This is a genomic window from Chelativorans composti, assembly GCF_039541695.1.
In the GTDB taxonomy this organism is placed as follows: Bacteria; Pseudomonadota; Alphaproteobacteria; order Rhizobiales; family Rhizobiaceae; genus Chelativorans; species Chelativorans composti.
This window is the reverse complement of record NZ_BAABGS010000019.1, coordinates 1-12,257: the sequence shown is the minus strand read 5'-3', so window position 1 is coordinate 12,257 and position 12,257 is coordinate 1. Positions and strand designations below refer to the sequence as shown.

12 protein-coding genes are annotated in these 12,257 nt (G+C 60.7%); 6 read left to right on the top strand and 6 right to left on the bottom strand.

Annotated elements, in window-relative coordinates:
* Window positions 1-54: 54 nt before the first annotated feature.
* A complete protein-coding gene (locus tag ABD906_RS06980; protein ID WP_345098784.1) occupies window positions 55-696 on the bottom strand; it encodes a 2-dehydro-3-deoxy-phosphogluconate aldolase in 642 nt (213 codons plus the stop codon).
* Window positions 697-910: 214 nt separating this feature from the next.
* On the opposite strand from ABD906_RS06980, the gene ABD906_RS06975 reads away from it, so the two are divergent.
* Both ABD906_RS06975 and ABD906_RS06970 read left to right on the top strand, forming a co-directional pair.
* A complete protein-coding gene (locus ABD906_RS06975) occupies window positions 911-1,603 on the top strand; it encodes a GNAT family N-acetyltransferase (RefSeq protein ID WP_345098783.1) in 693 nt (230 codons plus the stop codon).
* Complete coding sequence (locus tag ABD906_RS06970) at window positions 1,596-1,793, top strand: hypothetical protein (RefSeq protein WP_345098782.1); 198 nt, start codon at window positions 1,596-1,598, stop codon at window positions 1,791-1,793. The genes ABD906_RS06975 and ABD906_RS06970 overlap by 8 nt, the downstream gene beginning before the upstream one ends.
* A 97-nt stretch (window positions 1,794-1,890) precedes the next feature.
* On the opposite strand, the gene ABD906_RS06965 is transcribed toward ABD906_RS06970, so the two are convergent.
* From ABD906_RS06965 to ABD906_RS06955, 3 genes are all read right to left on the bottom strand, one after another.
* A complete protein-coding gene (locus tag ABD906_RS06965; protein WP_345098781.1) occupies window positions 1,891-2,979 on the bottom strand; it encodes a nickel/cobalt transporter in 1,089 nt (362 codons plus the stop codon).
* On the bottom strand, window positions 2,967-3,620 hold the full coding sequence (locus ABD906_RS06960) for a DUF1007 family protein (protein ID WP_378188021.1): 654 nt from the start codon (window positions 3,618-3,620) through the stop codon (window positions 2,967-2,969). The genes ABD906_RS06965 and ABD906_RS06960 overlap by 13 nt, the downstream gene beginning before the upstream one ends.
* Before the next feature lie 68 nt (window positions 3,621-3,688).
* On the bottom strand, window positions 3,689-4,597 hold the full coding sequence (locus ABD906_RS06955) for a LysR family transcriptional regulator (RefSeq protein ID WP_345098780.1): 909 nt from the start codon (window positions 4,595-4,597) through the stop codon (window positions 3,689-3,691).
* A gap of 700 nt (window positions 4,598-5,297) precedes the next feature.
* On the opposite strand from ABD906_RS06955, the gene odc2 reads away from it, so the two are divergent.
* Window positions 5,298-6,431 (top strand): ornithine/lysine decarboxylase, encoded by a 1,134-nt coding sequence (odc2, locus tag ABD906_RS06950; RefSeq protein WP_345098779.1) that lies wholly within the window; start codon window positions 5,298-5,300, stop codon window positions 6,429-6,431.
* A 76-nt stretch (window positions 6,432-6,507) separates the two neighbouring features.
* On the top strand, window positions 6,508-7,116 hold the full coding sequence (locus ABD906_RS06945) for a GNAT family N-acetyltransferase (RefSeq protein ID WP_345098778.1): 609 nt from the start codon (window positions 6,508-6,510) through the stop codon (window positions 7,114-7,116).
* Between the two features lie 239 nt (window positions 7,117-7,355).
* Here the strand turns inward: ABD906_RS06945 and ABD906_RS06940 are convergent, their stop codons facing one another.
* Together ABD906_RS06940 and ABD906_RS06935 are read right to left on the bottom strand one after the other, a co-directional pair.
* A complete protein-coding gene (locus ABD906_RS06940) occupies window positions 7,356-7,505 on the bottom strand; it encodes a hypothetical protein (protein WP_345098777.1) in 150 nt (49 codons plus the stop codon).
* Entirely contained in the window at window positions 7,502-7,894 is a 393-nt protein-coding gene (locus ABD906_RS06935) for a MarR family winged helix-turn-helix transcriptional regulator (RefSeq protein ID WP_345098860.1), read from the bottom strand. Before ABD906_RS06935 ends, ABD906_RS06940 begins: the two co-directional genes overlap by 4 nt.
* A 666-nt stretch (window positions 7,895-8,560) precedes the next feature.
* On the opposite strand from ABD906_RS06935, the gene ABD906_RS06930 reads away from it, so the two are divergent.
* Window positions 8,561-11,554: a DUF6923 family protein gene (locus ABD906_RS06930; RefSeq protein WP_345098776.1), complete on the top strand. Its 2,994-nt coding sequence runs from the start codon at window positions 8,561-8,563 to the stop codon at window positions 11,552-11,554.
* Window positions 11,555-11,979: 425 nt separating this feature from the next.
* Complete coding sequence (locus ABD906_RS06925) at window positions 11,980-12,159, top strand: DUF6923 family protein (protein WP_345098775.1); 180 nt, start codon at window positions 11,980-11,982, stop codon at window positions 12,157-12,159.
* Window positions 12,160-12,257 lie beyond the last annotated feature (98 nt).

Here is a 12,257-nt window from a genome sequence, read left to right as displayed (position 1 = left end):
ATTCTGGCCCGGTGTCTCCGGCCGTTACGCCCGGGCCCGGTTGATCCGTTCGCCTCAGCCCTTGCGGAGCCCCGCCGCTTCGCGTGCCAGTTCCTCGATGCGGGTCCAGTTTCCGTTCTTCAGATCCGCATCCGGCGCAACCCAGGATCCGCCGACGCAGATCACGTTCGGCAGGGTTAGATAGTCACCCGCGTTCTTCAGCGAGATGCCGCCCGTGGGGCAGAAGCGCACGCCCGCAAGCGGCGAGGCGAGCGCCTTCAGGAACGGCGCGCCGCCCGACTGTTCGGCAGGGAAGAACTTGAGGATCTCGTAGCCGCGCGCCTTCAGTGCCATGATCTCGCTCGGTGTCGCCGCGCCTGGAAGGAAGGGCACGTCGGATCTGTCCGCTGTATCGAGCAGCTCGGCGGTCGAACCAGGGGAGACGATGAACTTCGCCCCTGCCGCCACTGCGTTGTTGAAGTCTTCGCCCGAAAGGATCGTTCCCGCGCCGACGATGGCCTCCGGCACCTCCCGGCTGACGGCACGCAGGGCCTCCAGCGCCACCGGCGTCCGCAATGTGATCTCGATTGCCGGTAGGCCGCCGTTCACCAGCGCACGCGCAAGGGGAACCGCCTGGGCAAGATCGTCGATCTTCAGGACGGGAATGACCGGCTGGCCGTTGAGAAGCGCAAGCAGTGTCTCGGTTTTCTTCTTCATCGTCGGCTCCTTGGCGAGTGTGGAACTGTCTTACGGGAACTTCGGTCAATGTGGAATGGGTCTTGACGGTTCTGTGGCGCTGTTCGGCCACGCGCCACTTGTCCACTGCCGCGCGTGCCTGATGGCTCGACACGGCGCCGGCAGGAAAGGCATTGCCAAATGCGTTTAGCCCGCGCATGGTCGCGCGGAAGTTTTTGAGGTCTGGAGGATGCGAGTGTCGGAAGATCTGAGCGCTTGGGTGGCAAGGCCATTCCCGCCGAGGGAGACGCTGGTGGGCCGCTATGTTCGGTTGGAGCCGCTTGATCCCGACCGTCATGGCGACGGCCTTTATGCCGTATCGTCGACCGAGGAGGCGGCTGAACGCTTCCGCTACCTCCATGATTATCCACCGCGCTCGCGCGAGGATTTCCAGCCCTGGCTGGAAAAGGCTGCCCGCTCGCAGGATCCGCTCTTCTTCGTTCTCGTGGAGAAGGCCACGGGCCGGATCGGCGGACGCCAGGCCATCATGCGCATCGACACGGGCAGCGGCGTGGCGGAGATCGGCAGCATCTATTGGGCGACGGGCTTCGCACGCACCCGGCTTGCCACAGAGGCCTTCCATTTGATCGCCTCGCTGATCTTCGACCGCCTGGGCTATCGCCGGCTGGAGTGGAAGTGCAACGACCGCAACGAACCGTCGAAGCGCGCCGCTCTGCGTTTCGGTTTCTCCTACGAGGGCCTGTTCCGCCAGCACATGGTGGTGAAGGGCGAGAACCGCGACACGGCCTGGTTCTCGATCATCGACCGCGAGTGGCCTCTCATCCGCGCCGCGAATGAGGCTTGGCTTTCGGAGGAGAATTTCGATAGGGAAGGCCAGCAGCGGGAAAGCCTGCAGGCCATCAGGAGTCGTTTGTCCGAAAATGAGTGAGCAACAGCGCAACGCCATCGCCGCCGCCGTCATCATCCTGGTCTTCGGCGTGGGGTTCTATTTCATGCCGGCGATCATGCAGGCGCTCGGCAGCGTCTCCGTCTACGTGGCCTTCGCCTTTGCGGCTCTGTTCGTGCTGGCCTTTTTCGGAATCTTCTGGATCCGCTCGCGCAAGGACGAAGACAGGTAGGGACGCAGCCCGGCGCCCGCGCCGAAATGCCGCCCTTTCCTTTCGGTCCGTTGCTGAAGCTGCTCCCTCCGCCTGGCCGCGGGGGAGCTGCGGTTGCTCAGGCCGTCAGGCTTGCGCCGAGCAACAGCAGGCCCAGCAGGAGCACGGCAAGCGCGCCGCAGATTTCTATCCCCTGGTGCACCCACTGGCCCCAACGCCCGCCATCCGTGAGGGCAAGGGCGCGGTCCTTCGCGAAGACTGCAAGGGTCGCCAGAACCGAGACCGTGATTGCGGTCCCGATCGCCATTGCGAACACGGAGAGGATGCCACCGAGCCAGAGACCATTCAGGAAGGCGAAGGTGAGCACGATCAGCGCGCCCGAACACGGCCTAAGGCCGACCGCCACCACCGCCGACCAGCCGGCCTTCCAGTCGAGCTTCTCGCCTGAGAGCATCGCCGGGTCCGGCGCGTGGGAATGGCCGCACCCGCAGTCCGGTCCGTGAACATGCCCGTGATCGTGCGCATGCTCATGGCAGTCGCAATGGCCGCTGTTATGGTGATGATGGCTGTGCTGATGGTCATGCTCGCAGGCATGGACATGCGCGGATGAAAGGCTATGGCCGACCGGTTCCCGCGAGATCATGAGCGCCCGTACCTTCTTCCACAGCAGCCAGCCGCCGAACGCGGCGACCAGCGCAAAGCTCGCCGTCTCCAGGGCCCGCGTGGCGTCGGTCATGGAAATGGTCGTGCCGCGCAGGAACAGGAAGACCGCGGCGATGACCGCGATTGCGGTGATGGCCTGCATCAGCGCCGAAGCGAAGGAAAGGCCCACGCCTCGCCGCAGCGCCACCTCGTTCGCGAGCATGTAGGAGGAAATCACGGCCTTGCCGTGACCCGGACCCGCCGCGTGGAACACGCCATAGGCAAACGACAGTCCGATGAGCGCCCACATGCCGGATCCACCGTCGCGCATGCTCTTCAGCGCGCCCGTCAGTTCCCGGTAGAAGGCCTGCTGCTGCGTATTGATCCACTGGAAAAGGCCGGCGAACGGCCCGCCGCTCACGTTGACCGAAGGCTCCGCCGTGCCGATGCCGAGCGAACTCTGGGCGAGCGCCTGGGCACATCCGAGCGCAAGCAGGAAAGCGGCAGTCACCAGCGTCGGCGGCACGCGCCGCCTTGGGGCGGTACGATCCGTCAGTTGCCGCATGTCACCTCCAGGCGCGTGGCCATGATCTTGCTCAGGTCGTTGCCTGTCGGGTCGTTGAAGAAGTCTTCCGTGAGCATGTCCTGGTTCTGCGCGATCGTCTCATCGGGATCCGGCCGAATCACCTGTTTGGTGCATCCCGCGGGCATGTCCAGAACCGCGAGGTAATCGTCCCTGGTGAACTCGATGGCCGTGTAGAAGGTGGGATCGTACACACCGAACGATGTCGTTCCCGCAAGCTCCAGCCTGTCCTTCGGCCGGCTCTCGAAGAGCAGGATCAGCTGGTTGTCGGCGAAATCGGCGAGTATTTCCGCCGGAGCCTCCATTTCGACGTCCTTGCCGTTGGACGTGACGAACTGGAAATAGTTGAAATCCGCCAGGGACTCGTGAACCGTCGCGCCGACCTCCTTCAGTTCGTCAGCGTCCAGCTTGAGGTCCTTGTTCTTGTCGAACTCGACGAGCACCGTGCTGGAAAAGACGTCGTCGAACCGCCAGACATGTCTCAGCGCTTCCACCTGACGGTCGCCGTTGACGGCCACGTCCAGCCGCGCCTCCGCAAACACATGGGGATGCGCCTGGCCGTCCTGCGGAAGCAGGAGCAACAGCAGCGCACCGGAGAGCGCCGGGGATTTCATGAGTCTCATGGGCATGCTGTTCTGCTTGTCCCTGTCCTGGCGGTTAAATTCTTCATGAAAGCGGCAAAAAATGGTCGTCAGTGCCCGATGGCGTGCTGATGCTGCTTCAGCCATTGCGCCAGGAAGTCAACGAGCGCACGCACGCGGGCCGGCAGATGGCGCCGGTTGGGAAAAACCGCGAAGATGCCGCGCCCGTCTTCGAGATAGTCTTCCAGCAGGCTCACAAGCTGTCCGCTGTCGATGGCCGGCTGTGCGATGAAATCCGGGATGAGGGCAAAGCCGATGCTGGCGATGGCTGCGGCGCGCACCGATAGCGGACTGTTGGCCTCGAACCGGCCCTGCACCGGCACCGATATGTGCGCCCCGTCCGGCTCCCGGAATGGCCAGCTGTAGCGGTAGCGCGCATTGGTATCGACCACGCATGGAAGGTTCTGCAGCTCGCGCGGATGCTTCGGAGCGCCGTACCGCTCGATCAGGGCTGGGGAAGCGCAGAGCAGAATCCGGGATGGGGCGAGCTTGCGGGCGATCAGCGCGGAGTCGGCGAGCTTGGTGATCCGTATGGCGAGGTCGTAGCCTTCTTCCACCAGGTCCACAACCCGGTCGTCCAGGCTGATGTCGAGCACGATGTCGGGATGCTGGGAGGCGAAGTCGATCAGCGACTGGCCGATCGCCGCGTCTGCGAACGTGCGCGGAGCAGTGATCTTGATCCGCCCCTTCAGGTCGCCCGCCGAATCGCGGACCGTCTCCGCCAGGTTGTCGATCTCGCGCAAGATTTCGGCCGCGCGCTGATAATAGGTCTGCCCCGCCTCGGTGAGAGAGAACCGGCGGGTGGTACGGTTGATGAGCAGCACCCCCAGCTCGTCCTCGAGCTCTCGCACATATTTCGACAGCAACGCCTTGGACCGGCCCAGCTTGCGCCCCGCCGCGGAGAAGCCTTCCGCCTCTACAACCTGCACAAACGCGCGCATTCGAGTAAGGGTGTCCATCTGCTGCTGTTCCAACGCCGCCGACATTCAACCGGCTTATAGCATGAAACTCCAACCGTGGCTCTTGCTGCCCGGCGGAGGTCCCATCTTGTCCCAAACGGCATACTCCCTTCCGAGACAGTACGGATTTCTCCGCTCTGACAGGTCCGGACGCGGGCGTGCTGGCGGCATCCCTGTCAGAAACTGCTGCACCGGGGATGGAATGATCGAGGTCAAAAAAGAACTGAACAGGAAAAATTTCCTGTTGAACCCTAGGAGCGAACGGCCTATATGCGCCTTTGCCCAAAGTCGCACGTGCCTGTGGGTGTCCGCCGGCCCTCATAATGGTGAGGGGAACGGTACGGTACCTGGACCTAACCGCTCCAGTCGATTCGCGGCCAACCGATGAATCGAGGACACCTTGAAGCAACGACGGTGCGGGCCTTTCTGGTGTTTCGCCGGTTGTCCAAAAGCCGGGGTTACTAAAGAGGCACACCTTCATTGCCGGCAGTGCGGAGGGGTTTCCCTACCAAAGCTGAGGCAGACAGAGCGAACTTTCGCCGCGAGGCGGAAGCTCAAAATGCACACATGACGATCGCGGTCCGGCGTCATCCACCCGCCGGAAGTCGGGATGGTCCGGTGCATCCTTTGTCCACCGCGGGCTTCGGCCCGTCCGCTTGAGCTTTTTTGCGGCTGAAGCCGCGTGATGAGGGAAACTGACATGGCAACCCAGCGCATCCTGGACTTTCTTGCGACCCGACGTCCGGAAGGACCCTGCCTCGTCGTTGATCTGGAGGTGGTGCGTGACAACTACCAGGCCTTCCGCAAGGCGCTGCCGAATTCCCGCATTTTCTATGCCGTGAAGGCGAACCCCGCCCCGGAGATCCTTCGTCTTCTGGCGTCGCTCGGTTCGTGCTTCGACACCGCTTCCGTCGCCGAGATCGAGATGGCGCTCGACGCTGGCGCCACGGCGGACCGCATTTCCTATGGCAACACCATCAAGAAGGAGCGCGACATCGCCCGCGCCTACGACCTGGGCGTTCGCCTCTTCGCGGTCGATTGCGTCGAGGAGGTGGAAAAGATCGCCCGCGCGGCCCCCGGCTCGCAGGTCTTCTGCCGCGTGCTTACCGATGGCGCTGGCGCCGAGTGGCCGTTGTCGCGCAAGTTCGGCTGCGTGCCGGAGATGGCGGTCGACGTGCTGCGCCGCGCCCACCACCTTGGCCTTGATGCCTATGGTGTGTCCTTCCACGTCGGCTCTCAGCAGACGGATCTCTCTGCCTGGGACCGCGCGCTGGCTGACGCCCGCAGCGTGTTCGTGAAGCTTGCGGCCGAGGGCATCAACCTGCGCATGGTGAACATGGGCGGCGGCTTCCCGACCCGCTACCTCACGGACGTGCCGACGGCTCAGGCCTATGGCGAGGCGATCTTCGACGCGCTGTCCAAGCATTTCGGCAACCACATGCCCGAGACGATCATTGAGCCGGGTCGTGGCATGGTCGGCAATGCCGGCGTCATAAAGTCGGAGGTCGTGCTCATTTCCCGCAAGTCGGAGAACGATGAGGCCCGCTGGGTGTACCTCGACATCGGCAAGTTCGGCGGCCTGGCCGAGACCATGGACGAGGCGATCCGCTATCCGCTGGTGACACCGCGCGATGGCGACGAGGTCGGCCCCTGCATCATCGCCGGCCCGACCTGCGACTCCGCGGATGTGCTCTATGAGAAGAACATGTACCCGTTGCCGGTCTCGCTCACGATCGGCGACGAGGTGCTGATCGAGGGCACGGGCGCCTACACGACCACCTACGCCTCGGTGGCCTTCAACGGCTTCGAGCCGCTCAAGGCTTACGTCATCTGAGCACACCACTGCCTGCGGCCGTTATGGCCGCAGGCCCTTTTCCCTGTGGTTTTCTGTTGCTGAAAGGAGTGTGGCGATGGATGCCGCGCACCCTGTCGACTCTGCCCGGAATGACGTTGTTGGGACCCCGGTTTCTGCGCCTGTCTTTGTCATCGGCGAGGAGGAGCCGGGCGACGTTGCCGCTCGTGAGGCGCTGCTCGACCGCGCCATGGGGCAAAACCGCAAGCGCAAGTCGTCGGAAAAGCTCCGCCGCGGCCGTCTGCCGGCGCGGGGCCTGGCTCTGGTCGCCCGCGCGTCCGACGACACGCTCGTTGGTACCGTGCGCCTGTGGAATGTAACCCTCGGTGAAGGCGGTTGCGACGCACTGCTGCTCGGACCTCTGGCCGTGGAACCGGAGCGGAAGGGGGAGGGCATCGGCAGCGCGCTGATGCTCGAGGCGATCGCGCGCGCTCGCGTGCTCGGCCACGCGGCAATCGTTCTGGTCGGCGATCCGGAATACTACGCCCGCTTTGGCTTTTCGGCAGAAAAGACGGGCAATCTTGTGATGCCTGGTCCGTTCGAGAAGCGCCGGCTCCTGGCGTTGGAACTTGTCCCCGCTGCACTTGATGGTGCAAGCGGCATCATCTCCGCGTCGGAAGCAATCGACGCAGGCTCCAGCAGAAGCAGGATCAGGGCTGCCGCCTGACTGCGGGACGGTTGCAGAGCCTTATTCGGCTCTTCATACGAGAGGGACAGACCGGGAGCGCGGCCGCCGGCGCGTCCGGTCATCCGCCAGCTCATGGGGCGGCGGTGGGGCGATCAGGCGAGTGCGCTCAATCGGGATGGATCGCGTATTTCTGAAATGCGAAGCCGGGTGGCTACCGTTCGTTTACAGTAACCGTCCCGGCTTTTCGCCAAGAGGACAGGAATAACGACGCTGCGGACTTATTTGCTGTTGGCCGCCAGGCGGACCGGCTTGCCGTCATTGTCCGCAGCCAGAAAACGGTCCAGCAGATCAATCAGGCGGTTGAGATTGTCCCTGCCGCCCAGTCTGGCCACGAGCCGCTTCTCGTGCTCCTGCCAGAGCGAGGTCATCTTCTTGACAAAACGGATGCCCCATCCGTCAGGTAAAGCGAATGGGAGCGACGGTCATTCTTTTCCTTGTGACGCACGGCGAGCCCGCGGCTCTCGATGCTGTCCATCAGGAACACGAAATTTGCCCGCTTGATGCCGAGCATCTCCGCGATTGTTGTTTGTTTCTGGCCTGGGTGCTGGGCGATCATGGCCAGTACGGAGAACTCGGCCGGACGGATCTTCAGCTGCGAAAGACTTTCTGAGAAATCCTGAAACGCGAGCAGCTGCGCGCGACGGAGCTTGAAGTCCAGCAGTGACGTTGTGCAGGGAAGGTCTGTGCAGACATCTTCGGCGTTGCTGGCGGAAGTCTTCTTCACCTTACCGTTTACATCTTTCGTAATCGTATGCATCTCGTGCAATAAACTCTCTTGAAAACAATTGGCGCGCCCAATATGAGCGCAAATGCCAGTTACAAATAGATATCTTAATCGTAAATTACAAGCACAGTTTTCGAAAAGTTCAGAAAGCGATGATGTATTTGCTTATTAAATTGTAACTGCAGTGATTTGTTTCAAGTTAGTTCCTGACAGCACGCTTCCTTTCTGTAAACCTATTGTCGTTGACTGTCATCGTGCCAGGCGAGAAGGACTGACCGTAATATTGCCGTTAGGCGGGTTGCGCGATTACGCTTTTCGATTGCCTAGTGAGAGAGGGTCCCCTGGCCGAAATGCTGCACTTGGCGCCCTGAAACGAATTTCCAGTGTCTTTGACCATCGTATCGTATCCGCGGTGGTGGTTCTGCTCGGTCATGGCGCGGGTCTCCTGGATGTATCTCGTCAGTCTGTCTGGAGGCGCTTGTCTCTTCTTCCCGAATTGTGTGCCTGGCATCCCTTGTAATTCTCTTGGGCAGCCTGTCGCCTGAAGTCATGGCGTCTCGTCAGTGACCGTTTCCGCGCCTGTCTGTGCTTTCAGGTCGAAATGACCGGCGTGCTCTCCCGGTAAACCGTATCCCCGGACGGTGGGGGCCTCCGCTCCGAGCTGGCAATGCGTCTGATTTTCCTTTCAGGAGGTTTTCGATGATAGATGTTCACGGGAAAGGATTTGCTCGCCTCTTGTGGGGCGTTTGCCTGCTTGCGCTGGCAAATCCCGTGCAGGTACATGCTGACAACCAGTACCCGCCGATTGTGCCCATCGGGGCGATGGAGCCATTTGAGTGCGATGGCAGGATCTTCATAGCGGAAAACATATTTGATGGCGTCGGGGACATCTCGGGGGTTGATCTCGGCACGATCAACCTGACGGAACCTCCTTTGCTGAAGCTTGATCTTATTCCGTCAAGTCACCGGGGTGGCTATACGTACAATGCAATGGGATATAATCCCATTGATAACTTCATTTATGCAATCAAACGGGACAACAATGGCGCCGATAGCCATGACCTTCTCAGGATCTACAGGAACGGCAACGTAGAATATGTGAAAAGTCTTGGTGAATTTACTGAGTCTGTTGTCGCTGATTTTGATGATGAAGGAAATTTCTATATTGTTGATTACGATTATAAACTTTTCAAGTATCGCATAGATGGAAACAATGTTGAGCTTGTAGATAGCAAGCCGCTCAATCCGCCGGTACCCCTTCAGGACATGGGGTATTATGATGGTGCGCTTTGGTCGATCCAGGTAAATAATCAGAACTACTCGATTGTCCGGATTGACCTCGATGATTTTGGCGCGGTCACTGCGGGGCCTTTCCAGTCCGGCACGGGCGAGATCCTTTCTTTCACGTCGGTATTTGCGGCCAAGAATGGCGTTTATGCATATGACACCGACTCGGGCAATTTCGTTCGTATCGACATGTCATCGGGCGACATTTCGCAGATGAGCCTGCAATTCCTTGCCAAGGGCACTGAAATGAGCAGTTCCGACGGCGCGAAGTGTCTGCACGCCCCCCTCGGTCTGCCGGTGGACATCGAGGTCACGAAAACACCCGCTCAGGATGCATATCTGCCGGGCCAGTCGGTATCGTTCACGATCGTCGTGAAGAACAATGGCCCCTGGGGCGCTGCGGACATTCAGCTTGTCGACGCGCTTCCGCCCAATGCGGTCAGCGCTTCCTGGTCCTGTACTTCGAAAACGTCGGCGGCAACCTGCGCCCCGGCGAGCGGCACGGGCGATCTCAACGCGACCATCACGCTTCCGCAATCAGGGGTCTCAGTCACCTATCAAGTGACCATAGAGACAAGCCCCACTGACATGTCGGATATTGAGAACACGGCCTCGGTGGTTGTTCCGGAAGACTTTGCGGATCAGGTGCCGGACAACAATACGTCGACGGTTGTGGTGAAGGGGCCGCGCCTGGTGCTGGAGAAGGCCGGTCAGTGGATTGATGCGAACGATATCGGGGCGCCGGAGGTTGGTGAGGTCATTCAGTATACCTTCACCGTGACCAATGACACGGGCGTCGAGGTCAAGGAAGTCACGATTGTTGATCCGCTTCTCTCCTCGGTCGAACCCGCCTCCCTGGCGGTGTTGGGGCCGGGCGAAAAGTTCGTGTTTACCGGCAACTATCCGTTCACCGAAGCTGACATTCTGAACGAGAACGTCGTCAACGTGGCTGTTGCGACGGCCGTGCTCGGCAGCACTCTGATGCAATCCGAAGAGGCGTCGGTAAGCGTCCATCTGCCGCCCCCCATGCCTGCTCTCTACACCAAAAAGTCCACGGCGTTCCTGGACGATCTTGTGCCCAACAAGCTGCCTGACGCTGGCGAGCGGCTGGAGATTCGTGTCCTGGTGAGGAACGAGGGCAATGTCAGCATGACGGTTCTTCAGCCCGAGGATGCCGGTCCGACCTTCAATGGACAGAAGGGAACCGGAACCATGACCCCATTCGCGCCGGAACAGCAGGTCATTCCGCGGAATGGGGAAGGGGTTTTCGTGGCCTACTACTACCTGACCGAGGAAGACATCAGCAACTCGGCTGGTCTCACGGACGGCATCATGAACGTCGTGGTGACGCCGGCCCTGACCCCTCAGGATGTGGCTGCTGGCCGTGCGCCGACTGCCTATCCTCTGCTGGTTCCGGCCATCGCCACACTCCCCGGCTATATGATCAGCAAGGGCGCGCAGATCGGCCAGGTGACACGCGGTCAGCAGGTTCCGTACGTGATTACCATTGAGCCGAAGGACACATCGGGCTCGATTTCCGTCGTCGACCGCATCCCAAAGGGCTTCGCCTATCTCCCTGGTTCCGCGCGTGTGGACGGAATTGCGTTCGAACCGAAGCGTGAGGGCACCGCCCTGGTATTCGACCTGGAGGTGAATGCGGAGAGGCGGATTGATTATGTTCTGGTTGCGACCGGCACCGCGATCCTGGGCACACACACCAATATGGCGCAGGTGTTTCAGCTTGGTGAGCTCAAAAAGCCCGTTTCAGTGATCGCGAGGAGCGAAGTCGAGCTGATCCCGGATCCTGTCTTTGATTGCGGCGATGTGATCGGCAAGGTGTTTGACGACAAGAACCGCAATGGTTACCACGATAACGGCGAACCCGGTATCGCTGGCGCCCGGGTGGTGACGGTTCAGGGCATTTCGGTGACCACCGACAAGCATGGCCGCTTCAGCGTGGCGTGCGCGGATCTGCCGAATGCCCGTGTCGGTTCCACATATGTGATGAAGCTCGACCCGCGTTCTCTGCCTACGGGGTACCGGATCCTGAGCGAGAATCCCCGCACTGTAAGGCTGACCCCGGGCAAGGCGACGATCCTGAACTTTGCAACCAGCATCGGCCGCGTCGTACGTCTGGATGTCAACGACAGTGCATTCAGACCCGGGGAGTATGCGCTCGAGGAAAGCTGGGAAGATCGTCTCGGACAGCTCATTGATACGCTGGCGGCAGAGCCATCGGTGTTGCACATCGCGTACCTGGAGGCGTCGGCTGACCGGGGCCTCGCCGGAAAACGTCTGACGGAGCTGAGAAAGCGGATCACCGAACTCTGGAGGGACCGCTCCAACCGGTACCGGCTGGAAATCGAGACAGTGATGATCAGTGCGTCTGACGTGGCCGCCAAGTGAGACCTCCCTTTGACGGACAGTCGGGCGAGCGGCAATCCTGCCGTCGGGTCTGGATCATTTCTGCGACCTCTGAGGTCCGAAATGGTTCAGGCCGTCGGCTGAACCGCGAAAAAACGTCCATGTCTGATGTCGTTGCCGGATGCGCTTCTTCCGGACCGGGTGGCATCTGGGGGCTGCCTGGGATGCGCCATCAGGCACGGAAACACGGCGACATCAAAAGGGATCGGAGATGGTTTCAGGCGCTCTGAGGTCTACGCTTTTCGGTCCTCTTTCCATTGCGCTTGTCGGATTCCAGCTGGGCGGCCCCGCCCTTGAATGCCCAGAACTTGCAGCCACCCATTAATTTTGCCGGGCAACAGGTCCCTTTTCCGAACTGTGACAACCGCATTTTCGTCGCTGAAACGTTCATTGACGAAAATGATGGCATGATTTCGGGAGTTCAGCTTGCAACGATCGATCTGACATCGCCGCCTCCTGAGCTGAACATCGTCAGCATCGGTTCCCAGAAGCAGGGCTATGCCTACAATGCGATGGGATACAACCCACTGGACAACTACATCTACGCGATCAAGAAGGTCAGCGACGGCAACGACTGGAGAGTGTAGTGGCCCCATAAATCCCCGGACACGATCTCCCACTTGTTAAGTGTTAGGAGTAATGTGCCCATTATGACCAGTCACATACCTAAGATAGAAGTGCTGTC